Origin of the sequence: Serratia sp. N21D137 (assembly GCF_047530005.1) — a bacterium.
Classification (GTDB): Bacteria; Pseudomonadota; Gammaproteobacteria; order Enterobacterales; family Enterobacteriaceae; genus Chania; species Chania fonticola_B.
Window position 1 is genome coordinate 21,190 of sequence record NZ_JBLJAJ010000010.1, and the last position, 26,599, is coordinate 47,788.

The following is a 26,599-nucleotide window of genomic DNA, read 5'->3' on the forward strand; positions in this document are numbered from 1 at the left end:
GCCCGCTGGTCATACCCCTCTACCCGCCGCTAGGTTATGCTCGCAAAAAACCTGCATCAGGAACAATCATGAAGAAAATCATACTGGACTGCGATCCTGGGCATGACGATGCGATCGCGATGCTACTGGCATGGGGCAACCCAGATATTGAACTGCTGGCCGTCACCACCGTCGTCGGTAACCAGACGCTGGAGAAGGTCACGCGCAATGCGCTGGCCGTGGCGCGCATTGCCAACATCACCGGCGTGCCCTTTGCCGCTGGCTGCTCGCGGCCGCTGGTACGGCAAATTGAAGTCGCCCCCGACATCCACGGCGAATCGGGACTCGATGGTCCCGTTTTACCGGAACCCACTCTGCAATTGGCCGATATCCATGCCGTCGACCTGATCATTGATACCATCATGGCACACCCACCAGGCACCGTAACGCTGGTGCCCACCGCAGGCCTGACCAACATCGCCATGGCGGTGCGCAAGGAACCCCGTATTGCCACACGCGTGAAGGAAGTGGTGCTGATGGGGGGCGGTTACCACGTGGGTAACTGGAGCGCAGTGGCTGAATTCAATATCAAAATCGATCCGGAAGCCGCGCATATCGTGTTCAACGAACCCTGGCCGTTAACCATGGTTGGGTTGGATCTGACGCATCAGGCGCTGGCCACGCCAGAAGTTAGCGCGCGCATCGCCGCCATTGGCACCGGCCTTGCGAAATTTGTCGTCGAACTGCTCGAGTTCTTCGGCCATATGTATAAGCAGGCGCAGGGTTTCACTTCGCCACCGGTACACGATCCCTGCGCGGTCGCCTATGTGATCAACCCCAACGTGATGACGGTGCGTAAGGTGCCCATCGATATTGAGCTGACCGGTACCCTGACGCTGGGGATGACGGTCGCGGACTTCCGCTTCCCGGCCCCGGCGGATTGCCATACTCAGGTGGCAGTGAAGCTTGATGAAACCGCCTTTTGGGATCTGATTGTGGATGCGTTGGAAAGAATTGGTGAAGTTGAGGTTTGAGGCACGGTTGGGAGTAAAGTGTCGTGCAAACGCCCGACACTTCATTCAAGTCGGCATTATGCGTAGTATATTGAAAGTGTTCTTTGTTATCGGATGTCTCTCATGGCTTACTCTATCGGCGAATTTGCCCGGCTTTGCGGAATAAACGCAACCACATTGCGCGCCTGGCAGCGTCGTTACGGCCTGCTTAAACCGATGCGCACCGATGGTGGACATCGCCAGTACAGCGATGATGATGTCCAGCAGGCGCTCAAAATTCTCGACTGGGTAAAAAAAGGGGTAACCATCAGCCAGGTAAAACCCCTGCTCGCGCGCCCGGCAGAAGGTCCGACAAACAACTGGCTTACTCTGCAAGAAAAAATGCTGCAGTTGCTCAAAGAGGGAAAAATTGAATCGCTGCGCCAGCAGATTTACGTTTCTGGCCGCGAATATCCTCGCCCGGAGTTGGTCACGGAATTACTGCGCCCGCTGCGCGGTAAATTCTCTGCCAATATTCCGGCGATGATGACCCTGCGCGAGATCCTGGATGGCATTATCATTTCCTATACCTCATTTTGCCTCGAAAGGGACAAAAAAGCGGCAGGGGATAACTATCTGATCACCGGCTGGTACCTGTCAGACCCGTGTGAAATCTGGCTGGAAGCCCTCAAGCGTACTGGTCAAGGGCAGCACATTGATGTCCTTCCCGTTCCGCCTGCCAGTCTGGCTCCAGAGCTATTTCCTGAACGAAAATGGCTGCTGGTCATGACAGGTAAACTCACCCCCACCCGCAAAAAACAGATTGAACTGTGGCAACAACAGGTGATGTCTCTTGAGGTCATTACTCTTTGACGTTGTGCTTGCGTTAATTATCACAAAAGGTTGAATATTTATTTTTCACCGGGATGCTACCTTTTTCCTGTTTGTTTAACCCCTACAGGAAATCATGATGAAAAAAGCTACCGGTCTTATTCTGCTAACCTCTCTGGCAATGGCTCCTGCCGCATTCAGTGCCCCTGCTGGCACGCTGAGCGTCCATATTCTGAACCAGCAGACAGGGATCCCCTCGCCGAATGTCACCGTCACGCTTGAAAAAGAACAGCAAAACAGCTGGGTCACGCTGGCTAGCGGTAAAACGGACGAAGACGGGCGTATCAAATCTCTCTATCCACAGGACCAGGATATGCTGCCGGGAATTTACAAAGTGACCTTCAAAACCGGTGACTATTTCCACCAACAGCAGCAAACGTCGTTCTTCCCGGAGATCCCGGTGATGTTCACCGTCACCAAAACCAATGAAAAACTGCACATCCCCCTGCTGTTAAGCCAGTATGGATACTCTACCTACAGAGGAAGTTGAAGATAAAGCCAGCTCATGTTGCACAGTTAACAGCATGAGCTGGCAAACTTAATACGTTGAAGCGAATGAGAAAATAATTATCACCTCGCCAAAGTTGGACAAACTACAATAATTGTGTAAGTTTTAACTATGCAATAACGCTAGGTTGTTCACTGTCAGGTGAGACTCATGAGCTCTATGCCATCCATCATCAACCGGTTTGTTGATTACTACAGCAAGCTGGATAACCAGCCGCCATCTGCGTTGGCGGAGATCTATCATGCTGATGCCAGTCTGAGCGACCCGTTTGGTGAGCATCAGGGTCTTTTGGCGATCCAGCGTTACTTCACTCATCTATTGGCCAACGTAAAGCATTGCCGCTTTACCATCGACTCCCCCCTCTGCGAAGGCCATCGTTTTGCCGTAACTTGGGCAATGCATTGGTCTCACCCACGGATTGCAGGGGGAGAAACACTAGTCCTCGCAGGATGCTCAATTGTCGATGTGCAGGACAACCTGATTATTCGCCAGCGCGATTACTACGATGCCGGGGAGATGATCTACGAACATCTTCCCCTTCTTGGCTGGGCGGTACGAAGTGTAAAAAGGAGAATACGCTCATGATGACCGTCCTCATCACCGGCGCAAGCTCCGGCATTGGTGCCGGGCTCGCGAAGTCCTGGGCCGATGACGGCTGCCAAGTCATTGCCTGTGGGCGAGACAGGGCCAGGCTGGAAGCACTGCAACAGTACAGCCCGAATATCACGTTACGCGTGTTCGATATGACGGACAGGGAGGCCTGCCGTCTGGCGCTTGCAGATTGCACTGCCGACCTGACCGTTCTTTGTGCGGGAACCTGCGAATACCTGGATCAGGGTGTGGTGGATGCCGCTCTGGTGGAACGTGTGATGAGTACCAACTTCCAGGGGCCAGTGAACTGTCTGGCCGCACTTCAGACCCAGCTCCTTCCAGGAAGTCGCGTAGCGCTGGTCAGCTCGATGGCGCACTGGCTGCCGTTCCCACGAGCAGAGGCGTATGGCGCGTCAAAAGCCGCCCTCACCTGGTTTGCCAATAGTCTGCGCCTTGACTGGGAGCCCAAAGGCATTGCCGTCACGGTTGTCTCACCGGGCTTTGTAGACACGCCGCTTACCCGTAAAAATGATTTTGCCATGCCCGGCCAGGTGAGCGTCGACGATGCCGTGAACGCGATCCGTCGCGGGCTGGCGAAAGGGAAAACACACATCGCCTTTCCCACCGGATTCAGCCTGGTCATGAAGCTGCTTTCACGGCTCCCCCATTTTCTTCAGCGCAGGCTGTTGCGCAGGATGGTTCGCTCATGAAAATCGCCATTATCGGCAGCGGTATTGCAGGGCTCACCTGTGCCTGGCGGCTAGCCGGGCATCATCAGGTCACGCTTTTCGAAGCGGAACCCACGGTGGGTGGTCATACCGCCACGGTGGATGTCAGCACGCCGCAGGGGACGTATGCCATCGATACCGGGTTTATCGTCTACAATGACCGTACCTATCCGCGCTTTATGGGCCTGCTCAGCGAGCTGGGCATCAGCGGGCAAAAAACGCAGATGAGCTTCTCCGTGCATAATCCGCAAAGCGGGCTTGAGTATAACGGCCATACCCTCACCTCGCTGTTTGCACAGCGTCGTAACCTGGTTAATCCGGCGTTCTGGGGGCTGCTGCGAGATATTGTTCGCTTCAACCGCCTGGCAAAAGAGGCGTTGGCAGGCGACGTTAACGAAAACTCCACGCTGGAGACTTTTCTCGAACAGCACGGTTTCAGCGCGTTTTTCGCGCGTCATTATATCCTGCCGATGGGGGCCGCCATCTGGTCCTCGTCGCTGCAGGAGATGCGCCGCTTCCCGCTTCCGCTGTTTTTGCGCTTCTTTGAGCATCACGGCCTGCTGGACGTTACCCACCGTCCGCAGTGGTATGTGGTGCCCGGCGGTTCTCGCGAGTACGTCCGCGCCATTTTGGCCCAGTTGGGGGACCGCCTGACCCTGCACCTCAACGCTCCGGTGCAGCAGGTCATCCGCCACAACGGCGGCGTTGAAATCCAGCTTGCGCAGTCGAATCACTCGTTCGACCAGGTGATCTTCGCCTGCCATTCCTCACAGGCGCTGGCGATGCTTGCTCATCCTACTCCTGCAGAAAGCGAGGTTCTGGGCGATATTGGCTGGCAGCATAACGAGGTGGTTTTGCACAGCGATCCACGCTGGCTGCCGGTGCGCGAGCGTGCCTGGGCAAGCTGGAACTATCGCCTGAGCGAACGGGACCAGGCCAGCGCCTGCGTCACCTACAACATGAATATCTTACAAGGATTACCTGAGGGTAGCCCCTTGTTCTGCGTCACCCTGAACCCGGAAACGCCGGTAGACGATCGCTACGTCTGGAAACGCTTTGTCTACGAGCACCCGATGTTTAACCCGCAAAGCTGGCGCGCCCAGTCACGCCGCGGCGAGATTAACGGCCACCAACGGAGCTGGTTCTGCGGAGCTTACTGGTACAACGGTTTTCACGAGGATGGGGTACGCAGCGCGTTGGACGTGGTGAAAGGGATCGCTGCAGGGGAGGACCTGTAAGATGAACAGTTGCCTTTACCAGGGTGTGTTACGCCATCGTCGCTTCCAGCCGAAATCACACCATTTTCGCTATAACGTGTTTATGGCCTGGATCGATCTGGACGAGCTGGATGCGCTGCCGTCGGCGGGGATCCGCCGTAATCGATTTGCCGCGGCCGCCTTCCATGATGCGGATTACCCACTCGGCACACCTCTAAAAGAGAACGCCCTCGACCGGCTGCAAACCCTGACCGGGGAACGTCCCGATGGCCGCGTCATGCTCCTGACCCAGCTTCGTTATTTCGGCTTCCATTTTAATCCGATCAATCTCTACTACTGCTATGACAGTACGGGCATCCTGCGTTGGGTTCTGGCCGAAGTGCGCAACACCCCGTGGAACGAGCGCCATTACTATGCGGTGGATGGCCAGGCGGCTCGCCCGCAGCCGAAAGCCTTCCATGTCTCCCCGTTTAATCCGATGGATATGGTCTATCACTGGCGCTTCAACGCCCCCGGTAAAACGCTGCATATGCATATCGAAAATCATCAGGAGTCGAAGGTGTTCGACGCCACGCTCGCGCTTCGCCGTGAGCACCTAACGCGCGCAACCTTGAGATCGATATTGCTGCGCATACCGATGATGACCCTGAAAACCGTCCTGGCAATTTACTGGCAAGCGTTACGGCTGTGGCTTAAACGCGTGCCGTTGTACAACCATCCCGTCAGAAGGAGTTAGCGCTCATGACCGATCCTGCCTTTGCGCTTGAATCCGATATCCCTCGTAACGCCCGTATCGCGCGCTGGCTACTCTTTCGTTTGCTGAGCGGTATCCGCGAGGGCTCGCTCACCGTGAGTGAAGGACAGCAGACCCTCCATTTTGGCGATGAGTCCTCTGCGCTGCGTGCTGAAGTGCAGATCCTCGCGCCGGGTGTTTACTGGCGTCTGCTCACCGGCGGCAGCCTCGCCGCGGCCGAATCCTGGATGGAGGGTGAGTGGGAGACGCATCAGTTAACCCCGCTTTTGCAGATCCTGGCCCTCAACGGCAAGATACTGGGAAGGCTGGAAAGTGGCTTTCGCCTGCTGGGCAATCCTATGGAGCGGCTTCGCCACTGGACGCGGCGTAACTACCGCAAACAGGCGCGGGAAAACATCTCCGCCCATTACGACCTGGGTAACGAATTCTATGCGCACTTTCTCGATGAAGATCTGCTCTACTCCAGCGCGCTGTTCACCGCCGACGACCAGGCTCTCTCTCAAGCCCAGCAGGCAAAAATGGCGCGCCTGTGCGAACAACTGGCGTTGACCGCAAGCGATCACCTGCTGGAAATCGGCACCGGCTGGGGGGCAATGGCGGAATACGCCGCCCGTCACTACGGCTGCCGCGTCACTACCACGACGCTGTCGCGGGAGCAGTACATCTGGGCTACAGAGCGTATTGCCCGCGCGGGATTACAGGACAGAGTTCAGGTTCTGCTGTGCGACTACCGCGACCTGACCGGGCAATTCGACAAACTGGTATCGGTTGAGATGATTGAAGCCGTGGGTAAACGCTACCTGCCGGATTTCTTCCGCACCTGTCAGGCGCGCCTGCGCCCGGGCGGCAAAATGGCGATTCAGGCCATCACCATTCAGGATCAGCGCTACCGCGACTACAGCAAAAGCGTCGATTTTATTCAGCGTTACATCTTCCCCGGCGGGTTCCTACCGAGCATCACGGCAATGAGTGAACTGATGACGCGTCACACCGATTTTGTCGTCCGTAATCTGTTCGATATGGGGCCAGACTACGCCCGCACGCTGGCTCACTGGCGGCAGCGTTTTCTGCACGCCTGGCAGGACATTGAAAAGCTCGGTTTCGATGAAAGGTTCCGCCGTATGTGGCTCTACTACTTTGGCTACTGCGAAGCCGGTTTTAACGCACGCACCATCAGCGTGGTGCAACTGACCGCAGAGCGCGTATGAACCGCTCTGTGCAGGTCGTGCTGATGGCTCTCGCGTTCGATCTCTACTGGACGCTGGTAGTGTTGTTTCGCGAACGCGGCCTGTTCCTGTGGCTCGCCCTGGCGATCCTGGCCTGTCTGATGCTGTCGCCTGCACACCGTGTTTATGCCCTGCTGCTGGCCGCGGCGGGCTGCGGGCTGGATGCCCTCTGGGTGCTGACGGGGCAGATCGGCTTTAACAGTGACGCACTGCTGCCCCTGTGGATGATGGCGCTGTGGCTGATGTTTGCTACCGTCTGGACCCACTTGACCCTCACGACCACGCTGCCGCGATGGATGCTGGCTTTGCTGGCAACCGCTGGCGGTCCCGTAGCGTATGTGATTGGCGAACGTCTGGGCGCCATGACTTTCCGGGAGCCGACCTTTATCGTCGTCAGTTGGATGGCACTGGGTTGGCTGGTTCTGATGCTGTTGTTCCATATTCTGACGGGAAGGCGACAATGAAAACCTCTTTACTGATGCTGCTGTGGTTGGCGGCCATCGCGCCCGTCGCCCATGCCGCCGACTGGTTAAGCTGGCGCAAAGTGGGTGATGCCAGCCTGACATGGGGGCCGTTTACCGTTTATACCTCCCAACTGAGCACGCCGGACGGTCGGTATCACGGGCCGGAACAGGATCAGGCGCTGATTATTACCTACAAACGCGACATCGATCGTGACCAGTTGGTCGAAGCCACCCGTGACCAGTGGCAGGCTCAGGGGATCCTGGAGCGAGAACCACAGAGCGAAGCCTGGCTGCGCATGCTGCAGTCACTCTGGCCGGACGTCACGCCCGGCTCACAGCTTACCTTTGTTGTTAAGGGTAAGCAGGGGCAGTTCTGGTATCGCGCCTCAGGGGCAGAAAAAAGCTTTACCCCGCTCGGCCCCAGCCAGTCTGCCGCCTTCAGTACAAACTTTCTGGCCATCTGGCTCGATCCACGCACGCAATATCCCGAACTGCGTCAGCAGTTGCTCGGAGGTGAAAAATGAAACGCATTCTGACACTTGGCCTGGCGCTGATGATGCTTCTGGTGGGTTGTAGCACAGACATCAGCGACTACCGGCATCAACAACCGCCGCTCGATATCTTCCACTACTTCCAGGGGAAAACCGAGGCATGGGGTATGGTACAGGACCGCAGCGGAAAACAGCTGCGCCGCTTTCACGTGGAAATCAGTGGCAACGTCATCGGCGACACACTGACGCTAAATGAACACTTTGTCTATGACAATGGCGAGAAACAGCAACGGGTGTGGCATATCCGGCGCGTCGGCACCAATCGCTACGAAGGCACCGCAGGTGATATTGAAGGTGTGGCCAGCGGCGTGGCAGAAGGCAACGCCTTTAACTGGCGTTACAGCATGAACGTGAAAGCCAATGGCAGTACCTGGCTACTTCACTTTGATGACTGGATGTATCTGCAAGATGACATACATCTTTTTAATAAAACAGAGATGAAGAAGTTCGGCATCACCGTCGGCCAGGTAACGCTTTTCTTCACCCGAAAAGAACAGTAAGAGGATCGCGATATGAATAAGCAACCCGTCATTGGGATCAGCGGATGTTTAACCGGCGCGACCGTTCGGTTTGACGGCGGACATAAACGCATGGGCTTTGTCATGGACGGGCTGGCGCAGTGGGTGACCTTCAAACCCGTCTGCCCGGAGATGGCCATCGGACTGCCCTCTCCTCGTCCGGCACTACGCCTGGTTCAGACCGCCGAAGGGGATTTCCGGATGCACTTCAGCCAAGCGCCGCACGACGATGTGACGGAGAAAATGACCGCATTCACGGATTCCTATCTCTCACGTCTTGACGAACTGTCGGGCTTTATCGTCTGCGCCAAATCGCCGAGCTGCGGTATGGAACGCGTACGGTTGTACGATGAAAAGGGCAATCGCGGGCGTAAAGAGGGCGTAGGCATCTTTACCAGAGCGCTGTTGGAGAAATACCCGTGGTTACCGGTGGAAGAAGATGGCCGCCTGCACGACCCGGTGCTGCGGGAAAACTTTGTCGAGCGCATCTTCGCCCTGCACGAGTTGAACACCCTGAAGGCCAACGGCCTCACCCGCCATGCGCTGCTGGACTTCCACAGCCGGTATAAATTGCAGTTGCTGGCGCACCACCAAGCGGGCTACCGCGAAATTGGCCCCTTTGTCGCTTCGTTGCATGAGTGGGAAGACCTGGATGCATTCTTCGTGGCTTATCGCGAAAAACTGATGACGATCTTGAAAAAACCCGCCTCGCGCAAGAACCACACCAACGTGCTGATGCACATTCAGGGGTACTTTCGTAACCAGCTGAACTCACGTCAGCGCGGCGAGCTGAATGACGTGATCCTCCATTATCGCGAGGGGCTGCTGCCAATACTCGCGCCTTTGACGCTGCTGAAGCATTACCTGGGCGAATACCCAGACAGCTACCTGCTGACGCAAAAATACTTTGACCCCTATCCGCATAATTTGGCTTTGCGGCTAATGGTTAATTAAGTGCGTATGATTTGTGGCCGAACTGCTCGATTTTTTCGGCCATAGGTTTTTCGTTGGCTCAGGGGAGGCTCTTTTCCGCCAGTGTAGGATCCTTGTGCGGTTACCTATGTGATCCATCCCAACGTGATGGCGGTGCGTAAGGTGCCGATGGGGATTGGCCCGAACGTCATCTTTTTATGCATCTGCATAAAAGCAAAACCCCTTACTCACCTTTTTCACCATAATTTTTATCATTTTCGATAACATTTGCTAACCAGCTCGTCATAACATCGATTTTTTTGTCCTCCCAGGGTTGGCATTTTATACAAAGCGTCAGCCCTGTTGGCCGAAGAAAGATGTGAAATTTTGCGCATTCTTGCACCGTTGCCTTTCCCTATACTCACCACCATCAGTAAATGTCGGTGAAGGGGCAACCTATGCAGCAGGCAAAAATCACACACCTCTATCAGAGTTTACAGCAGAGCGTTAACCGCCGGGCTGAGCATACCGCCCTGTTCTTTGAAGGCCATAAATACAGTTATAATCAGTTAAATCATAACGTTAATTTATCTTCCGCCTGCCTGAAAGAAAGTTTTAACCTCGTCAAAGGCGATGTGATCGTCTTGGCCTTGGGTAACCGGCCTGAATTCTGCTCGCTGTTTTATGCAGCAATGGCGCTGGGGATTATCGTGGTGCCGTTAAGCACCAAGTTAAAATCGCAAGACAGCCATATCATCCTGTCCAGTGTTAATGCCAAGGCGGTTTTTTACGATCCCAACAGCCAGCCGTGGATGGCGACGCTGGAACCCGTGAAGCAAAGCCATGTGGTGTCGCTTGCCGATTGGCAACTGATGCTCAGTAATGCAGATGACCAAAAGGTGATCCAACCCGTAGAGCCTGCCGCCATCGTAGCGGATGACATTGCCGCAATTATTTATACTTCCGGCACCACTGGCTCACCGAAAGGAGCAGCGCTCACTCACGGTAACTTTATTGCGGCTATCACGGCTTACCAACAGGCTCTCAAGTTAACCGAGCAAGACAGCGCCATCTTGCCGATCCCTATCTGCCATATTACCGGCCTGTCAGCTTTACTCTGCCTGTTTATTCACCTTGGCGGTACGTTGCATTTGCAGCAAAGATTCAATGCAGAAGAGATTTTGAAAACCGTCAGCAGCCATAACATTACCTTCCTGCATGGTTCGCCAACGGTGTTTATCCTACTGTTGCAAGAAGCGGAAAAGTATCCACAGGTGGGCAACTACGCCAGCTTGCGGATGATCGCTTGCGGTGCCGGGCATTTGAACGTGGGCATTATCGAAAGGCTCGCGCAGTTGTTCCCAGCCACGGAAATCAGGCCGATCTATGGGCTGACAGAAACCTCTTCACCGGCCAGCATTTTCCCGGTCGATGTGCGCAGCAGCGATAAGATAGGCAGTTCCGGCTTACCCATTCCCGGCCTAAGCTGCCAAATTCGCGACGATAATCACCAGGTGCTTGCTGCCGGTGAGATTGGTCATCTATGGCTGAAAGGGCCAGTGGTGATGAGCCAGTACTGGAAGAACCCGGCGGCCAATCAGCAGTTCTTCCACGACGGCTGGTTCTACACCGGCGATATCGCCTGCCTCGATCAGGATAACTACCTGTATATCAAAGATCGCAGCAAGGACATGATCAACCGCGGTGGTGAAAAAATATACTGTATTGAAGTGGAAAACCTGATCTCGAATTACCCTGGCGTCAAGGAAATTGCCATAGTTCCCAGCAGCAGCGAAATCTACGGAGAAGAAGCCGTCGCTTTTATTGTGGCACACCGGAATAAACCCTTGGTGAGCGATAATATTACTCATTGGCTCTCCAATAAAATTGCCAAATTTAAAATACCCTCAAAGATCGTCTTTACAGCAGAATTACCGAAAAATGCCAATGGCAAAATAGACAAATTAGCTTTACGACAAAAATTGACACCACCAATATAAAAACAAGCGTTATCCAATAAACGCGCCAACGTCAGGAAACCTAAAGCGCAATCATTAAAATAATAGAGCACCTGTACCTCTAACAATACAGAACAGCTCTGCCCTGTTTAATCGCCTCATCATGAGGAGGAGTCCTTATTATGTCAAATCGACCGTTAGATATTGCATCGAAAAGCCAGGCGGCAATAACGAATGCAAAAATATATAAACACCTGATGCCGTTACTGATCATTGTTTATATCATCAGCTTTATTGACAGAACCAATATCGGCATTGCCCGAGCCTCGATGTCCATCGATCTTGGGCTTTCCGCTACCGCCTATGGGTTGGGAGCAGGTCTGTTCTTTCTGACTTATTCCACCATGGAGATCCCCAGCAATCTGATCATGGCCCGGGTCGGGGCCCGCTTCTGGATCACCCGCATCATGTTCACCTGGGGGGTGATTTCCGCCGGTATGGCCTTCGTCACCGGTCCCACCTCTTTCTATGTCATGCGCCTGTTACTAGGGGCGGCAGAAGCGGGGTTGTACCCCGGTATCATCCTGTATCTTACCTACTGGTTTGGCCGTGAAGATCGCGCCAGAGCCGTCGGCATGTTCCTGCTCGGTGTCTGTATCGCCAATATTGTCGGGGCACCATTGGGCGGCGCATTGCTGATGCTGGATGGCCTGGGTGGACTGCACGGCTGGCAATGGATGTTTATCATAGAAGGGCTCCCGGCGGTGCTGCTGGCGTTTTATGTCTATGCCGTACTCCCCAATAAGCCCCGCGATGCCAAATGGCTGACCCAAACCGACATTGAGTATATTGAAAACAAGCTGGCCGCGGAGCAACCGGTTGGGGTGGATAAGAACCAGAAGTTTTCCTTTAAAACGGCGTTTATCAATAAAACTTTCATGCTGATCGTGGCGATTTATTTCACCCATCAGATTTCGGTCTACAGCCTGACCTATTTCCTGCCAAGCATTATTAACAGCTACGGCAAAATGAGCACCTTGATGCTCGGCCTGTTAACCGCCATTCCGTGGATCGCGGCAGCCTTGGGTGGCTTCTTCCTGCCCAAATATGCCAATACCGCCTCTCGTTCACGCATCATGCTGGTGTCCGGCTTTATGTCGATGGCCGTCGGTTTCCTGATTGGCGTGCTGGGTGGCCCAGTATTAGGGCTGATCGGCTTCTGTATCGGTGCCTCGATGTTCTTCGTCGTGCAGTCAATCATCTTTACCTACCCGGCCACGCTGATGAGCGGCCCTATGCTCGCTGGCGGGCTGGGATTACTGGCTTGTCTTGGCATCACCGGCGGGTTCTTCGGGCCATATGTGTTCGGTCTCCTGGAGGATAGAACGGGGTCACCTAGTGCAGGCCTGTGGTTTGCCATCGTGCTGCAGACCCTTGCCATCATCGGGGCTGCACGGGTTAAACAACCCGCAGGCAGCAAAGATAAACCGGCCAATCAATGCTCCCCGGCAGCAATGAATAGCGTGATTGAGAAATAGAGCCTAAACGCGGTGCCATGGTGCACCGCCGCACAGACGTAAGGTAGCAATATGAGAAATAAAGTCATTTCGGCTCAGCAGGCCGCAGAGTTAGTGAATAACGGCTCGACCCTGTGCACCATCGGCATGACATTGATCGGGGCCGCGGAGTCGATTTTGAAAGCTCTGGAACAACGCTTTCTTGCCACGGGCTCACCGCACGGGCTGACCTATATTCACTCTGCGGGGCAGTCAAATCGTGAGCGCGGCAATCAGCATTTTACTCCCCCAGGGATGGTAAAACGCATTATTGGTTCGCACTGGGGGCTGGCACCCAAGTGGATGGAAAAGATTGCCGCCAACGAGGTTGAAGCCTTCTGTTTACCGCAGGGGCAGATTGTCCATCTGTATACAGCCATGGCGGCAGGTCAGGCCGGGTATCTGTCCAAAGTGGGGCTGGGTACCTTTATCGATCCCCGCCTGGAAGGCGGCAAAATGAATGCGTTGACCCGCTCCCTGCCAGATTTGGTGGAAGTGGTCAGCCTGCGCGAGGAGGAATATCTGTTCTATCCGGCACTCCCGCTGGATACGGTGATCATTCGTGGCACTACGGCGGATATCGCTGGCAACCTCACCTGTGAGGAAGAGGCCATGAAGCTGGAGATCCTGCAGGCGGTACTGGCGGCGAAACGCTTTGGTGGCAAGGTGATAGCCCAGGTGAAAAATCTGGCGGAAAAAGGGAGTCTGCACCCGAAACAGATCGTGGTTCCGGGGAATTTTATTGATGCCATTGTGGTATGTGAAGACCCCGAGCAAGACCATCGTCAGACCTCCTCCTGGTTCTATGACCCGGCCTATTGCGGCAACCTGGTGACTCCTGCCAGCGAAGTGGAAACGCTGCCGCTGAACATCCGCAAGGTGATTGGCCGCCGCGCTTGCCAATTCCTATCCCCGGACTGTGTGATCAATCTGGGCACCGGTATTCCCAACGATGTTATTGGCACCATCATCCATGAAGAGGGGGTGAGCGAAGCGGTCACCATCACCGTTGAATCAGGTATCTACGGCGGCGTACAGGCCGGTGGCGTTGATTTTGGCATCGGTAAAAACCTGACCGCCATGATTAACCATCAGGAACAGATGCTGTATTACAACGGGGCCGGTGTGGATATTACTTATATGGGTGCAGGCGAGATGGACGCCAACGGGCATATCAACGCCACCCGCATGGGGGACCGCTGTACCGGGGCGGGAGGGTTTATCGATATAACCCAAAATGCACACCACGTGGTGTTTTGCTCCACCTTTACCGCCAAGGGGTTGGAGGTGGCATTCCAGCAAGGGCAATTAACCATCCTGCAGGAAGGCTCGGTTAAAAAACTGGTACGGTCGATTAACCAGATTTCCTATAACGGCGAAATAGCCCGCCAGAAAAAACAAAAAATGCATTTGGTGACTGAACGAGCAGTATTTGAACTGACGGCGCAGGGCCCGATGCTGATAGAAATCGCCCCCGGCGTCGATCTTGAGCGGGACATCCTGCAACAAATGGAATTTATGCCACTTATTTCCCCCTCATTAAAAAAAATGGACGCGGCACTATTTTGTGACGCCCCTTTTGGCCTGAAGGAAATGCTGGCCAGGCAGTAAAAACATATTTGTTATCTCTGCGCTAATTCAGCGTGGTCAGGAATTAAAATAATAAGGAGTACCCTATGTGTTTAACGAATAAAGTAGCTATCGTCACCGGGGCCAGCCGTGGTCTTGGGCGAGGCATTGCCCAGGTATTGGCTGAGAAAGGGGCCGCGATAGTCATTTGTGATGTCGACCAGGAAGGTGGCAATAAAACTGCCGCCGAATTGGTGAGCGCGGGCCATAAAGCCATTTTCATCGCCTGTAATATTGCCAACCGCGAAGAGGTTAACCAGTTATTTATTGCGGCTGAGCAGCAGCTGGGGCCGATAGATATTCTGGTCAATAACGCCGGGATTAACCGTGATGCCATGTTACACAAGCTAACGGAAGAGAATTGGGATCTGGTGATGGATATCAACCTGAAAGGAACCTTCCACTGCATGCAAGAAGCCGCCGTGCGGATGCGCGAGCGTGCCAGCGGGCGGATCATCAATATCTCGTCGGCCAGCTGGTTAGGCAATGTTGGGCAAGCCAACTATGCCGCTTCAAAAGCCGGGGTGATCGGCCTGACCAAAACGGCCTGCCGGGAGCTGGCAAAAAAAGGGGTTACCGTTAACGCCATCTGCCCAGGATTTATCGAAACCGATATGACTCGTGGGGTGCCGGAAAAAGTCTGGGACATCATGATCGGCAAAATTCCCGCAGGTTTCGCTGGCGATCCGGTTGATGTCGGCCATTGCGTCGCCTTCCTGGCTTCCGACGAGGCACGCTATATCAATGGCGAAGTGATCAACGTCGGCGGCGGCATGGTGCTGTAAGGAGAATAGAATGAAAAATGCAAATGACATTGTCGTCGTCAGCGGCGTACGCACGGCGATCGGTACCATGGGCGGTAGCTTTAAAGATACGCACCAGCATGATTTGGGCGCAGCGGTGATCCGTGAGGCCGTGGCCCGTGCCGGGCTGCAACCCGCACAAATTGATGAAGTGGTGGTAGGTAACGTAGGGCAAATCGCGGAGAGTGGTTTTATCGCCCGTATTTGTCAGCTGCGCGCGGGGTTACCGAACGAAACAACGTCCTATTCGGTGAACCGCCAGTGCGGTTCGGGTCTGCAAGCGATTGTCGATTGCATGCTGGAACTGCAAACCGGTAACGCCGAGATCACCGTCGCCTGTGGGACAGAGAATATGACCCAACTGCCCCACTATATTCGCAAGGCTCGTTATGGTTATCGCCTTGGGCACGGAGAATTGGAAGATGGCATTGTCTCTATCTTGACCTGGCCGGAAGGACCTTATCACAACGGTATGACCGCCGAGTTCGTCGCGGAACGTTTTAACATCAGCCGTGAGGCGATGGACGAGTTTGCCTGGTGCAGTCAGCAAAAAGCCTTGGCAGCCATCAAAGAGGGGCATTTTACCTCGCAAATCCTGCCGCTGGAGGTTCGTGAAGGCAAGAACAGCCGTCTGTTTGCCATCGATGAACACCCAAGGGATACGCCGAAAGAAAAGTATGCGCAGTTGAAGCCGGCGTTTAAAAAAGACGGCGCGGTCACAGCAGCAACGTCATCAGGTATCAATGATGGAGCAGCCGCACTGGTTGTCACTACCCGTGCCAACGCGGAAAAACTGGGGCTACCCATCCGGATGGTGATCCGAGGCTGGGCAGTGGCAGGTTGTGAGGCAGAAATCATGGGCTTTGGCCCGGCACCGGCAACTCGTAAACTGATGCAAAAGTTGAATATGTCGGTGCACGATATCGACCTTATCGAGCTTAATGAGGCCTTTGCCGCCCAATCATTGGCGGTGATTAACGATCTTGAGTTGGATCCGGCGAAAGTGAACGTCAACGGGGGAGCCATTGCGCTGGGGCATCCTGTTGGGGCCAGCGGTGCCATCATCGCTGTAAAACTGATGTATGAGATGGAGCGCCGTGGCGTCAATAGCGGTTTAGCCACCATGTGTATCGGTGGAGGGCAAGGGATCTCTATGCTGTTTGAGCGGGAAAGGTAGTCTCTTAAGTTAGCGCAATAGATATTTCCGACCCTCTGACAAAGAGAGGGTCGGATGGCAAACATCGGCTTACGCATTGAGTTACCTGAATTGTATTATGTTTACTACGTAGTTCGGTTGACGGGTCAATAAGCTTACCGTGAAATTGGCAAGAAACATTCGATATTATATTTATCCCCCCTCACTACAATAGAGGTTTTATATCATAAAGGTATAAGTATGCTGATCACCTTAGAGCTGGCTAATACCATTGTGAAACGAGCGATGAGTATTATCCATTATAATGTTAATGTTATTGACCATCAGGGCGTAATTATCGCTTCGGGCGAACCACATAGGATCGGTGAACGGCATGAAGTGGCATTTGAGGTGATAAAGAGCCGCCAGCGGATGACGATAGAAAATGCTCAGCAGGCGGCCAGGTACCGAAATGTGCAACCCGGTATCAATCATCCGATTATCGTGGATGATCAGGTAGTTATGGTGATAGGTATCAGTGGCAATCCTGCCGCGATTGCGCGTTATGCCGAGCTGGCGATTCTGGCGGCGGAGCTGTTGATCAAACAGTCTTTAGCTATCCGGGAAATGAACTGGCAATACCGCATAAGAGATCTGTTGCTAAAACAGTATCTTGAAGTGGGCGATACTGACAAAGGTAAGGAAATACTTCACCAGTTGGTACAGCAAGAGATCGACCTGTCACAACCCCTGTTGCCGGTATTGATCAATATTGAAACCGGCGGGCATTTATTGGGGCAAACCATCGATCACATCCTCAATAAACTCTCACATATTTTAAAATCCCAACGGGTAATATTGCTCAGCAATGATGAGATCCTGTTAATTATCACCGCGATCGAACAGACCGAAGCCACGGTTAAAGCTATGAACGCCTTTATGGAAACTCAGCTGAGCCATTACACTATTGGCATTGGGGTAGAGTCTGGCTCTGCCGGGATTTTCCGCCAATCAGTATTTATGATCAAAGAGATGATAGAACATGCTCGGGAGTCGTTACCACAACCGCGGGTCATTAACGGCCAGCAATTTGCCTTCAGCGGGTTGTTGAATGAAGCCAGCAGCAGCTCATTTACCCTTTATTTCAAACAGAGAATCGATAAATTACTGATGCTGAGCACGGGTCAAATGCTGCTCAACACGTTAAGTACCTATATCGCACACAATGCCGAACTGGCAAACGCTGCGCGGGAACTTGGGGTACATCGCAACACGCTCACCTACCGGCTTAACCAGATAAAAGAAGCGACGTCGTTGGATCCCTTTAATTTCAAGGAACTTAGCCAACTGATGATTGCACTTTATTATCATCAGGGGACCCCGCTGTCTAATGCGACGGCTGTCACCAACGATCCCCAATGATGTGTCTGGAGAGGTTGCTACGATCCAGACTCACCCTCTTTGTCAGAAAACGTCATGATTCATCCAGCTAATCGCATAGTAAAATTCAGTATATTCATTAAGTTATGGAGTGATATTATGACTGAATGACTAGCTGTTATCACCATTCTGGCCGTCATCAGCCCAGGGCCGTCATTTCATGGTTAACAAACAAAGTAAGGGTTAAAGATGGAAATAAGCTGGCAGGCATTGAAAGGCAACGTCCTCAGCGCGCAGCAGTTGCATGATATTCTGGCGCTGCGCATGGCAGTGTTTGTCGTCGAGCAGACGTGCCCGTTTCAGGATATTGATGGACAGGATTTGCTTAATAGCACCCTTCACGTTGCCGGATACAGCGACGGTAAGCTTATCGCCTACGCGAGAGTGCTGCACGTGGATGATTCTCCGGATGCGGCCAAAATCACGCGAGTGATTGTTGATGATTCCGTCAGGGGTCAGAAGCTGGGGGTCAGGCTGATGGAAAAAACGATGTCCTTAATCCTCGGCGATGCACCAGGCAAGGCGATAAAGCTCTCGGCACAATCTCACCTCGTCAAATTCTATGAAGGATTCGGTTTCAAAACGGTATCCGGCGAATACCTTGATGATGGCATACCCCATAAGGATATGGAGTATACGGAGGCGTAAGCCAAGCCGGGTCTTATCCGGTTTCACAAATTAGCTTTGGCCCCAACCCACCAAGGGTCAGGGCTTGATACATTAAACCGCGCTTATTACGCCGTGCCGCCCACGGTAAGTGAATCCAGCTTCAGCGTAGGCTGACCAACGCCTACCGGCAGGCTCTGCCCTTCTTTACCGCACACGCCTACGCCCTTATCCAGCGCCAGATCGTTACCCACCATCGAAATCTGCTGCATCGCCTCAATACCTGAACCAATCAACGTGGCACCCTTCACCGGTTTGGTGACGCGGCCATTTTCGATCAGATAGGCTTCAGAGGTAGAGAAGACAAATTTCCCGGAGGTGATATCAACCTGACCACCGCCGAAGTTTGGCGCATACAGGCCATACTCCACGCTGGCGATAATATCTTCTGGCGTCGATTTGCCCGCCAGCATGTAGGTGTTGGTCATACGCGGCATTGGCAGGTGAGCATAAGACTCGCGGCGGCCGTTGCCGGTAGGCGCAACGCCCATCAGCCGTGCGTTGAGTTTATCCTGCATGTAGCCTTTCAGGATGCCGTTCTCAATCAGCACGTTGTATTGGCCCGGTACGCCTTCGTCATCGATCGCCAGTGAACCACGGCGGCCTTGCAAGGTGCCATCATCCACCACGGTGCACAGCTCAGAAGCCACTAGCTGGCCCATCTGGCCGCTGAATACCGAGGTGCCACGGCGGTTGAAGTCGCCTTCCAGCCCGTGACCGACAGCTTCATGCAGCAACACGCCCGGCCAACCCGCGCCCAGTACCACAGGCATGGTGCCCGCAGGGGCAGCCACGGCAGAGAGGTTGACCAGCGCCATACGCACCGCTTCTCTGGCAAAAGCATCGGCACGCACTTCACCGTCCACCACTTCCAGGAAGTAGTCATAGCCAAAACGGCCACCGCCACCGCTGGCTCCGCGCTCACGCTTGCCGTCTTCTTCCACCAGCACGCTGACGGAGAAACGCACCAGCGGGCGAACGTCTGCCGCCAGCGTGCCGTCCGTTGCCGCAACCAGTATCTGCTCATACACGCCGGTGATACTGGCCGTCACTTCCTGCACGCGCTTGTCTTCAGCACGCGCGACCTTGTCTACCCGATGCAACAGCGCGATCTTCTCTTCCCGCGGCAGGCTTTGCAGCGGATCGAGCAAAGGATACAGCGCCTGATAGCCGATCTCACCCAGCGTATGGACTTTGCCATTGCCGCTGTCACGCACAATGCTGCGAGCAGCCTGTGCACTTTGGTTCAGGGCGTTCAGGGTGATTTGGTCCGCATAGGCAAAGCCGGTCTTTTCACCGCTGACCGCGCGCACGCCAACGCCCTGGTCGATATTGTACGAGCCATCTTTGATGATGCCATCCTCAATCACCCAGGCTTCGTGGTAGCTGGACTGAAAATAGAGGTCGGCGTAATCGAGGCGGCGTTCGGCCAGTTGACCCAATACGGAGAACAGGTCTTGATGACTCAGCTTATTCACAGCGAGTAACTGCTCACTGACAAACGACAGGCTCATAATTTTTTCACTCTTTATTGGCGGAGTTTTCAACCGGCGCAATCAGCGTCGGCTGGAATCGGTTATGTTGCATTACCGGCATCTGCTTGCGTACCGTATGCAACTTGCCGGTATTTACGCGCACTTTCAGCGCGGACACGGCGTCGGGGTTTTCTGCCAGCACATTGCCCCAGCTGTCTACCACCATGGAATGTCCCCAGGTACGGCGGGTTGCCCCGTGGCGGCCTACCTGCGCGGGAGCCAAGATCACACACTGGTTCTCGATAGCGCGGGCACGCAGCAAAATTTCCCAGTGTGCCTCACCGGTCACGCGGGTAAATGCGGCGGGAACCGAGATCAGCTCCGCACCTTTCGCACGCAGCGCCTGATACAGGCCAGGGAAGCGCAGGTCGTAGCATATCGTCATCCCCAAGCGGCCAACCGGCGTATCAACCACCGTTAATTGCTGGCCATGCTGATAGGTATCTGACTCGCGGTAATGGGCGTGGATATCATTGATATCTACGTCGAACATGTGCAGTTTGTCGTAACGACCACGGATTTCACCCTGATCGTCAAACAGCAGGCTGCTGGTGGTGATGCGCGTCGGATCTTCGCGGCTGATCAATGGCATAGAGCCAACCAGCAACCATACCCCATAACGGCGAGCCATATCGCGCACCGCCTGCTGCAGCGGCCCGTGACCTTCCGTTTCCGCATGTTCACGGTAGGCGGCCGAGTTGGCAAACAGTAAGGCGTTCTCCGGAGTCATCACCAGCTTTATCCCGGGATTGAGCTGCTTGATCTGCTGCTCAATCTGGGCCAGGTTGTCCCGTATCTGCTCACCGCTACACAGCTGTAATAACGCAACGTTAGCATTTTTCATGGCGATTTATCCTCTTTTGGCTTACGCAACACCTCATGAATACTTGGGTGGTCCAGGCTGCCGGTAATGTCATAGCGGATAAACGAGATCTTGCTCCACAACGGCCCCAGCACTTTCGAGGCCGCAAACACCGCCGCCCCCACAATCGGGTTGATCACAAACGCGGTCGCCACTCCGACCGTCGCCGAGATCTCTGGCGCTATCACGGCCTGCATATCAATCTGGCGTTTCACCAGGTCGATCTGGCCGCTCATGGCGATATCCGCCGCCAGCCCATCCACCAAAAAGTTATCTGTATGCATTATGCCATCTTTCGCCCAGATAGTGCCGCGTATGGAGTCAAAGTAAAATCCATTACCGAAGGTATCACGGAAGTCGAACTGTAATTTGCGCAGCAGGGCATCAAAGCTGACCAGGCGTAACAACTGCCCAGCCCGGCCACCGCCGACGTTGTCAATCTCGCCTTTGCCCAGATCGACCTTCATGGTGCCATTGAGCGTGTTGATCTGCGGTTTCCATGGCTGCCCATGCCAGTGCAGATCAAAATCGATATCGTAAGGCGCGTCTTTTAATGGAATGATCACGCCGAAGAAACTGGCGGTGCGATCGATTTTGCTGCCCAGCAGTTTGCCCTTTAACGCACTGCGCTCTTCCTGAGCGTTTTGTTTCCACAGGCCGGTGGCGCTCATACGGCCATAGCCGGTATCTACCAGGCCATGGCTTAGCACCAGAGAATCCCCCTCACGTTTGAGATCGGCCTCCACCGTGCCAAGATTCTGCCCCATCACCCAGCAGGATTTACAACGCAACATCAGCGAAGGCCAATCCTGGAACGAGATCCGCTCCTTCGAGTCCAACGGGTTGGTTCCACCAGCACTGCCGTCGCCGCTGGCAAACTGCGGGTTGTAGTAAAGATAGCCGAGATCCGCACGCCACACGCCCTTATCCGGCATCGACAGGCTACCATCAATCTCTTTACCCTTGGCGGTGACGGTCGTTCCCGCCAACTGCTGCACGACCGCCAGCTGAAGGTTATGCCACGCCTGTCCGCCCAGCGTCAGCTGTGGGGTTTCGAGCGTTACGCTGGTTGGGAACACAAAGCTGCCCACCTTGCCTGCACCGCTGCTTTGCTTCATCGCCGGTGCCAATAGCCCCAGCCATTGCTCGCCATCCAGCGCGGGCAGATTGAGCACCAGGGATTTATCTTTGGGTAACGTTGGGGTAGCGGAACCGCCGGTTTGCCAAGCGGCACGTGCCAGCGTCACCTGCTGTTTGGCCAACAGCCATTCGCTGTTGAAGTGGTTTTGCTTGCCCGCACTGCCATTGAGCATAAATCCTTGCAGGCCGCCGTTCACTTTTACGTTAACGGGTAACGCTTCCCCTGCGGCTTTATTCAGGGGAGAAGGTAAGTGACTGCTTACTTTTTTCAGATCGGCATTCACACCAATCTCATAGTTCGGCTCGCCTTTATGCGGCAGGTTGATGGCCACTTTACCCTGCCAGGCGGCGCTGCCTGCCAGCTTTTTGGCAAACTCTGGCGGCAGGCCTTCAACCTTGGCCGGTTGCCAATCGCCTTTCAGCCCAACGTTAACCTTATAATCCTGTTTGCCTTCCAGCGTATCGAAGTTGACCGTCAGCGGCTGCCCAAACCAGTTGGCCGTCAGGGTATCGCTCTGCAGGTTGCCGTTGTCGAAACGGAACTTGCCGCTTACTCTCTCTAGCTGGCTCTCCAGCGGCTTGACCAACAACGAGTTGTTATTCAGCGTCACTTCACCGCTGGCGTTAACCAGCTCACCGTCCAACGGAATATTCAGATGTAAGCGCCCACTTACATTGCCACCCACCTGCAGCTCATCTAACGCCGCCCCGACAGAGTCATCCAATGGGGTCTGCATGAAATAGTCGTGGATAGCTTGCCCGGTGCCCGCAACGTCGGCATCAATCAACAGGCGTTGTTTGCTATAGTCCGGAATGACGGCGCTAATATTTCTGCCCGTCGCAGTGCCCAGTTTGGTTTGCGGCGCATTCATCCACAGGCCATTGTTGGCAAAGTCGAGGTCGATCGCCAGATCGTCCAGCGCTGGCCATTCCGGCTGGAACTGGAAGGTAGCGTGGCGTAGTGGGACAAACACCTGAAACTGCCCTTCGTTCTTCTCATACGGGAAGTGCTGCGGATCGCCCGCATAAATCAGGGAAGCATTATCAACCTGCCCACCCTGGATCGCCTCGCTGAGGTAATCCACCAAATGTTTACCCATCAGCGGTTCAGGGAAATAACGCCAGGCATCGGCGGCATCATACAAACGGATGCCAGCCAGAATATCCAGCCAAGGCTCGCCGTTGGCCGGTTGCTGATAGCGGAAATCACCGTTAATCCACAGGGATTTGGCCTGTACATCCAGACTTTGGCTTGCCAATTGCCAGCCTTGAGCGTTGTTTTGCCAGGTCAACGCCCCGCTTGCACGGCCGATCTCCAACGGTGCCCGGAACATATCGCCATAAGGCAGCGTGCTGTTATTCAGCCCCAGCGTCAGACGGCCGTTTTCCACGCCCCCGGTTAACGCGCCGGAAAAGTGATCGACGCCCGGCAACAGTTTCCAGTGTTGCCAGCTCAGATCCTGCCACCACGCCTGAAAACGGGTTTTTTCCGGCTGTTGCAGCGGGATATCCAACGCCAGCGCCCTAAGCATGCCGCGAGGTTGTAAGTCTTTCCAGTGCTCCAGCACTTCCGGGCTGAGGAACGAGAAGGTAGGCAGCAACGCTTCCAAACGTTCCAACTGGATGCCGGTGGCACGGATACGGAGTTCTTCACTCTGGTTTGGCCCGATAAATTGGGTATTTTCCGGCAACCACAGCGCAGTAAGGGTTCCGGGTGCCCAGGCTTGGCCATCGGTTTTCAGGTTCAGGGCAGGTGCATGCACCTGCCAGCCGTTGCCCTCACGGCTCAGTGCCAGCGCCAGATTATCGACGTCCAACCGGTGTTGATCGCCACCCGCCAACCAACTGGCGGTGCCTTTATTAAGCAGGGCATTACCGCTGTAGATTGCGCCATTTTTGATATTGAGCCAGGCGGCCAGGCTGAAATCGGCACTTTCGAGACCGGTATTGGTTTTCAGCCAGCGGCTGAACCAGGGCTTCATGTCGATTTCATCGGCCTGCATATAGATGGTGCCGGTATTGAGCAACCCCTGCTCATCCCGCAGATCCAGGCGTAACTGTACCGCACCGTGCTGGCCATTCAGGCTGGTCAGGCTGATTTGACCTTCCGCGCGATGGCGGTTATAGCTGTTGAGCCAGGTCATTTGCGGGATATGAAATTCAGCACGCGAGCCTGATGGGGTAAGGAACGAGAGGCGGCTGTTGCGCAGATCAAAGTGATCCAACTGATACAGGAACAGATCGCTGACTCCGTTCGGGGTAAGGCCATTGCTACCTTCCCCCCCGAGCGTCGCGTCAAGATCAAGCTGCAACTGATAGAAGGTGAGATCGCGGAACTGCCAGCGCCAATGCAGCAGGGATTGCCACACGTCCAGCGCCAGCGTGACGCGCTCGATCTGGATTTTGCTTGTTGGCAGGGCCAAACGGATGTTGCGGGCCTCCAGCGTGGGGCCAAAGGTTTCCCAACTGCCCTGGATAAAGTCGGCCTCGACGGGCACCCCGGCGATCGCCTGCACCTTCTCCAGCAATTGCGGGCGATAGTGGTTAAGCTCAGGCAGCACCAGACGCAACCCGCTGATCAGCAACGCCACAACAACTATCAAAATGGCGCCTGTGGCTAACAGGATCCCGGGCAGTCGCCTCACGCATTTCTCCTTAATGACCAAATATATAACCTAACGCTTGTGCCCCTCACCCTAACCCTCTCCCACAGGGAGAGGGGACCGATCGAGTTAGGCTGAAAGTATTGTGATCCTTCATGAGCACCGGATGATCCACCTTGGATGCGGAGCCGATCACGGTTGCCTAGATGACTTCTTTACCTCCAAAAGAGCAGGAACTAACAGCTCCCTCTCCCCGCGAAAGAGGGTTGTGATCCTTCATAAGCACCGGCTATTCCACCTGCATGAGGGGGCGATCACGGTGCCCAAATCACTTCTTTACCTCCAAAAGAGCAGGAACTAACAGCTCCCTCTCCCCATGGGAGAGGGTTGGGGTGAGGGGTACTACATCATCACAACGTCAAACTGTTCCTGGCTGTATAAAGGTTCGATCTGCACCTTGACCTGTTTGCCAACGAAGATTTCCACTTCCGCCAGGGCGTGTGACTCTTCACTTTTCAGCGCTTCACCCACGGCCGCAGAGGCATAGACCAGGAAACGATCGGAATCGTAAGCATGATGCACGCGCACGATCTCACGCATAATCTCATAGCAGACGGTTTCCACCGTTTTCACCGTTCCGCGCCCTTGGCAGGTCGGGCAGTCGTTACACAGCACATGCTCAATACTTTCACGCGTGCGTTTACGCGTCATCTCCACTAAGCCTAGCTGAGAGAAACCATTGATTGTGGTTTTTACCCGATCTTTACTCAACGCCAGTTCCAACGAGTGCAATACCCGGCGGCGGTGTTCATCATTGTTCATATCGATGAAATCAATGATGATGATACCGCCCAGGTTGCGCAGCCGCAGCTGGCGGGCAATGGCCTGCGTCGCTTCGATGTTGGTATTGAAGATGGTCTCATCAAGATTGCGGTGGCCGACAAAGGCCCCGGTGTTGATATCCACGGTGGTCATGGCTTCGGTTTGATCGATGATCAGGTAACCGCCGGACTTCAATTCAACCTTGCGCTCCAGCGCCCGCTGGATCTCGTTCTCGACGTCGTACAGATCGAAGATCGGCTGGCTGCCGGTATACAGCTCCAGCTTATTGGTGATATCCGGGATGTACTCGCCGGTAAATTCCACCAATTGGTCATGCGTCAGGCGCGAGTCGACGCGGATACGATCCAGCGCCGCGCCGGCAAAGTCGCGCAGGATACGGTGCGCCAAAGCCAGTTCGCCATACAGTTTGTACTTGGTCTGGTTGCGCTTTTTGCGCTCCATGACCTTGGTCCACAAACGCTTGAGGAAGGCGGCATCCTGCGCCAGCTCTTCTTCACCTACTCCTTCAGCCGCAGTGCGGATGATAAAGCCGCCCAGGTCGTCACAATATCCCGCCACGGCACGCTTGAGACGCTCGCGTTCGGCTTCACTTTCAATGCGTTGGGAAACCCCCACGTGTGCTGCGCCCGGCATAAAGACCAGGTAGCGCGAAGGTAGAGTGATATCGGTAGTCAGGCGTGCACCTTTGGTGCCAAGCGGATCTTTCACCACCTGAACCATCAGATCCTGCCCCTGGCGCACCAGTTCGGCGATATCGCGCACGGAGAAATTCTTTTGTTCATCACCGGCAACACACTCGGTGTGCGGCATGATATCGGAGGCGTGCAGGAAGGCCGCTTTATCCAGGCCAATATCGACAAAGGCCGCCTGCATGCCGGGTAACACGCGGCTGACACGCCCTTTGTAGATATTGCCAACGATGCCACGCTTGGCTTCGCGCTCAATATGGATCTCTTGCAGAATGCCGCCGTCAATATAGGCAACCCGCGTTTCCGACGGCGTAATATTTACCAGTAGCTCAGCTGTCATGCTTTCTCCTCAGAGCCGGTGTAGCGCCTGCCCTTATCTTTCCTGTGCTCACGCTATGGCGGCGACGGG

General features: G+C 54.6%; 23 protein-coding genes. 19 read left to right on the forward strand and 4 right to left on the reverse strand.

The window, feature by feature from the left end; all coding sequences use genetic code 11:
- Positions 1-68 precede the first annotated feature (68 nt).
- The 19 genes from ACMV5H_RS10275 (at position 69) to ACMV5H_RS10365 (ending at position 18,500) form a co-directional block, all read left to right on the forward strand.
- Positions 69-1,013 (forward strand): nucleoside hydrolase, encoded by a 945-nt coding sequence (locus ACMV5H_RS10275; RefSeq protein WP_414821785.1) that lies wholly within the window; start codon positions 69-71, stop codon positions 1,011-1,013.
- 102 nt (positions 1,014-1,115) lie between these two features.
- Complete coding sequence (locus ACMV5H_RS10280) at positions 1,116-1,844, forward strand: MerR family transcriptional regulator (protein ID WP_115159768.1); 729 nt, start codon at positions 1,116-1,118, stop codon at positions 1,842-1,844.
- A 97-nt stretch (positions 1,845-1,941) separates the two neighbouring features.
- The gene (uraH, locus tag ACMV5H_RS10285) at positions 1,942-2,352 is read left to right on the forward strand and encodes a hydroxyisourate hydrolase (RefSeq protein WP_037376255.1); all 411 of its coding nucleotides are present in this window, start codon (positions 1,942-1,944) and stop codon (positions 2,350-2,352) included.
- 168 nt (positions 2,353-2,520) lie between these two features.
- Positions 2,521-2,955: a nuclear transport factor 2 family protein gene (locus ACMV5H_RS10290; RefSeq protein WP_094981511.1), complete on the forward strand. Its 435-nt coding sequence runs from the start codon at positions 2,521-2,523 to the stop codon at positions 2,953-2,955.
- The gene (locus tag ACMV5H_RS10295; RefSeq protein WP_115159769.1) at positions 2,952-3,671 is read left to right on the forward strand and encodes an SDR family NAD(P)-dependent oxidoreductase; all 720 of its coding nucleotides are present in this window, start codon (positions 2,952-2,954) and stop codon (positions 3,669-3,671) included. The genes ACMV5H_RS10290 and ACMV5H_RS10295 overlap by 4 nt, the downstream gene beginning before the upstream one ends.
- On the forward strand, positions 3,668-4,927 hold the full coding sequence (locus ACMV5H_RS10300) for an NAD(P)/FAD-dependent oxidoreductase (RefSeq protein WP_414821786.1): 1,260 nt from the start codon (positions 3,668-3,670) through the stop codon (positions 4,925-4,927). Before ACMV5H_RS10295 ends, ACMV5H_RS10300 begins: the two co-directional genes overlap by 4 nt.
- Before the next feature lies 1 nt (position 4,928).
- Complete coding sequence (locus tag ACMV5H_RS10305) at positions 4,929-5,642, forward strand: DUF1365 domain-containing protein (RefSeq protein ID WP_059198992.1); 714 nt, start codon at positions 4,929-4,931, stop codon at positions 5,640-5,642.
- 5 nt (positions 5,643-5,647) lie between these two features.
- Positions 5,648-6,868: a class I SAM-dependent methyltransferase gene (locus tag ACMV5H_RS10310; RefSeq protein ID WP_414821787.1), complete on the forward strand. Its 1,221-nt coding sequence runs from the start codon at positions 5,648-5,650 to the stop codon at positions 6,866-6,868.
- The gene (locus tag ACMV5H_RS10315) at positions 6,865-7,350 is read left to right on the forward strand and encodes a DUF2878 domain-containing protein (RefSeq protein WP_115159771.1); all 486 of its coding nucleotides are present in this window, start codon (positions 6,865-6,867) and stop codon (positions 7,348-7,350) included. Before ACMV5H_RS10310 ends, ACMV5H_RS10315 begins: the two co-directional genes overlap by 4 nt.
- Positions 7,347-7,874 carry a hypothetical protein gene (locus ACMV5H_RS10320; RefSeq protein ID WP_414821788.1) on the forward strand — a complete coding sequence of 176 codons (528 nt, stop codon included), beginning with the start codon at positions 7,347-7,349 and terminating at the stop codon, positions 7,872-7,874. The genes ACMV5H_RS10315 and ACMV5H_RS10320 overlap by 4 nt, the downstream gene beginning before the upstream one ends.
- Positions 7,871-8,401, forward strand: a complete 531-nt coding sequence (locus tag ACMV5H_RS10325; RefSeq protein WP_414821789.1) for a DUF3833 domain-containing protein — start codon at positions 7,871-7,873, stop codon at positions 8,399-8,401. Before ACMV5H_RS10320 ends, ACMV5H_RS10325 begins: the two co-directional genes overlap by 4 nt.
- A 12-nt stretch (positions 8,402-8,413) precedes the next feature.
- Positions 8,414-9,373, forward strand: coding sequence for a YbgA family protein (locus ACMV5H_RS10330; protein ID WP_021806994.1), 960 nt, complete (start codon positions 8,414-8,416; stop codon positions 9,371-9,373).
- A gap of 416 nt (positions 9,374-9,789) precedes the next feature.
- On the forward strand, positions 9,790-11,331 hold the full coding sequence (locus ACMV5H_RS10335; protein WP_223536463.1) for a class I adenylate-forming enzyme family protein: 1,542 nt from the start codon (positions 9,790-9,792) through the stop codon (positions 11,329-11,331).
- 140 nt (positions 11,332-11,471) lie between these two features.
- Positions 11,472-12,827 (forward strand): MFS transporter, encoded by a 1,356-nt coding sequence (locus tag ACMV5H_RS10340; RefSeq protein WP_414821790.1) that lies wholly within the window; start codon positions 11,472-11,474, stop codon positions 12,825-12,827.
- Between the two features lie 51 nt (positions 12,828-12,878).
- Positions 12,879-14,456, forward strand: coding sequence for an acyl CoA:acetate/3-ketoacid CoA transferase (locus tag ACMV5H_RS10345; RefSeq protein WP_414821791.1), 1,578 nt, complete (start codon positions 12,879-12,881; stop codon positions 14,454-14,456).
- Positions 14,457-14,521: 65 nt separating this feature from the next.
- Positions 14,522-15,259 (forward strand): 3-oxoacyl-ACP reductase FabG, encoded by a 738-nt coding sequence (gene fabG, locus ACMV5H_RS10350; RefSeq protein ID WP_115159778.1) that lies wholly within the window; start codon positions 14,522-14,524, stop codon positions 15,257-15,259.
- A 10-nt stretch (positions 15,260-15,269) separates the two neighbouring features.
- On the forward strand, positions 15,270-16,454 hold the full coding sequence (locus ACMV5H_RS10355) for a thiolase family protein (protein WP_414821792.1): 1,185 nt from the start codon (positions 15,270-15,272) through the stop codon (positions 16,452-16,454).
- A gap of 219 nt (positions 16,455-16,673) precedes the next feature.
- Positions 16,674-17,834 carry a CdaR family transcriptional regulator gene (locus tag ACMV5H_RS10360; RefSeq protein ID WP_172413920.1) on the forward strand — a complete coding sequence of 387 codons (1,161 nt, stop codon included), beginning with the start codon at positions 16,674-16,676 and terminating at the stop codon, positions 17,832-17,834.
- 207 nt (positions 17,835-18,041) lie between these two features.
- Positions 18,042-18,500 (forward strand): GNAT family N-acetyltransferase, encoded by a 459-nt coding sequence (locus tag ACMV5H_RS10365; RefSeq protein WP_094981522.1) that lies wholly within the window; start codon positions 18,042-18,044, stop codon positions 18,498-18,500.
- 86 nt (positions 18,501-18,586) lie between these two features.
- On the opposite strand, the gene tldD is transcribed toward ACMV5H_RS10365, so the two are convergent.
- The 4 genes from tldD to rng all read right to left on the reverse strand — a co-directional run bounded on the left by tldD (position 18,587) and on the right by rng (position 26,530).
- The gene (gene tldD / locus ACMV5H_RS10370) at positions 18,587-20,032 is read right to left on the reverse strand and encodes a metalloprotease TldD (protein WP_414821793.1); all 1,446 of its coding nucleotides are present in this window, start codon (positions 20,030-20,032) and stop codon (positions 18,587-18,589) included.
- Positions 20,033-20,039: 7 nt separating this feature from the next.
- A complete protein-coding gene (nit1, locus tag ACMV5H_RS10375) occupies positions 20,040-20,897 on the reverse strand; it encodes a deaminated glutathione amidase (protein ID WP_094981526.1) in 858 nt (285 codons plus the stop codon).
- Complete coding sequence (gene yhdP / locus ACMV5H_RS10380; RefSeq protein ID WP_094981527.1) at positions 20,894-24,700, reverse strand: AsmA2 domain-containing protein YhdP; 3,807 nt, start codon at positions 24,698-24,700, stop codon at positions 20,894-20,896. Before yhdP ends, nit1 begins: the two co-directional genes overlap by 4 nt.
- Before the next feature lie 360 nt (positions 24,701-25,060).
- Positions 25,061-26,530, reverse strand: coding sequence for a ribonuclease G (gene rng, locus ACMV5H_RS10385; RefSeq protein ID WP_021807013.1), 1,470 nt, complete (start codon positions 26,528-26,530; stop codon positions 25,061-25,063).
- Between the last annotated feature and the right edge of the window lie 69 nt (positions 26,531-26,599).

Coding starts and splice junctions, on each gene's coding strand:
- uraH (WP_037376255.1), top strand. CDS start 1,942: ATGAAAAAAGCTACCGGTCTTATTCTGCTAACCTCTCTGGCAATGGCT.
- ACMV5H_RS10335 (WP_223536463.1), top strand. CDS start 9,790: ATGCAGCAGGCAAAAATCACACACCTCTATCAGAGTTTACAGCAGAGC.
- ACMV5H_RS10290 (WP_094981511.1), top strand. CDS start 2,521: ATGAGCTCTATGCCATCCATCATCAACCGGTTTGTTGATTACTACAGC.
- nit1 (WP_094981526.1), bottom strand. CDS start 20,897: ATGAAAAATGCTAACGTTGCGTTATTACAGCTGTGTAGCGGTGAGCAG.
- ACMV5H_RS10275 (WP_414821785.1), top strand. CDS start 69: ATGAAGAAAATCATACTGGACTGCGATCCTGGGCATGACGATGCGATC.
- tldD (WP_414821793.1), bottom strand. CDS start 20,032: ATGAGCCTGTCGTTTGTCAGTGAGCAGTTACTCGCTGTGAATAAGCTG.
- ACMV5H_RS10330 (WP_021806994.1), top strand. CDS start 8,414: ATGAATAAGCAACCCGTCATTGGGATCAGCGGATGTTTAACCGGCGCG.
- ACMV5H_RS10315 (WP_115159771.1), top strand. CDS start 6,865: ATGAACCGCTCTGTGCAGGTCGTGCTGATGGCTCTCGCGTTCGATCTC.
- ACMV5H_RS10365 (WP_094981522.1), top strand. CDS start 18,042: ATGGAAATAAGCTGGCAGGCATTGAAAGGCAACGTCCTCAGCGCGCAG.
- rng (WP_021807013.1), bottom strand. CDS start 26,530: ATGACAGCTGAGCTACTGGTAAATATTACGCCGTCGGAAACGCGGGTT.
- ACMV5H_RS10325 (WP_414821789.1), top strand. CDS start 7,871: ATGAAACGCATTCTGACACTTGGCCTGGCGCTGATGATGCTTCTGGTG.
- ACMV5H_RS10300 (WP_414821786.1), top strand. CDS start 3,668: ATGAAAATCGCCATTATCGGCAGCGGTATTGCAGGGCTCACCTGTGCC.
- ACMV5H_RS10280 (WP_115159768.1), top strand. CDS start 1,116: ATGGCTTACTCTATCGGCGAATTTGCCCGGCTTTGCGGAATAAACGCA.
- ACMV5H_RS10320 (WP_414821788.1), top strand. CDS start 7,347: ATGAAAACCTCTTTACTGATGCTGCTGTGGTTGGCGGCCATCGCGCCC.
- ACMV5H_RS10310 (WP_414821787.1), top strand. CDS start 5,648: ATGACCGATCCTGCCTTTGCGCTTGAATCCGATATCCCTCGTAACGCC.
- ACMV5H_RS10340 (WP_414821790.1), top strand. CDS start 11,472: ATGTCAAATCGACCGTTAGATATTGCATCGAAAAGCCAGGCGGCAATA.
- ACMV5H_RS10295 (WP_115159769.1), top strand. CDS start 2,952: ATGATGACCGTCCTCATCACCGGCGCAAGCTCCGGCATTGGTGCCGGG.
- ACMV5H_RS10345 (WP_414821791.1), top strand. CDS start 12,879: ATGAGAAATAAAGTCATTTCGGCTCAGCAGGCCGCAGAGTTAGTGAAT.
- fabG (WP_115159778.1), top strand. CDS start 14,522: ATGTGTTTAACGAATAAAGTAGCTATCGTCACCGGGGCCAGCCGTGGT.
- ACMV5H_RS10355 (WP_414821792.1), top strand. CDS start 15,270: ATGAAAAATGCAAATGACATTGTCGTCGTCAGCGGCGTACGCACGGCG.
- ACMV5H_RS10360 (WP_172413920.1), top strand. CDS start 16,674: ATGCTGATCACCTTAGAGCTGGCTAATACCATTGTGAAACGAGCGATG.
- ACMV5H_RS10305 (WP_059198992.1), top strand. CDS start 4,929: ATGAACAGTTGCCTTTACCAGGGTGTGTTACGCCATCGTCGCTTCCAG.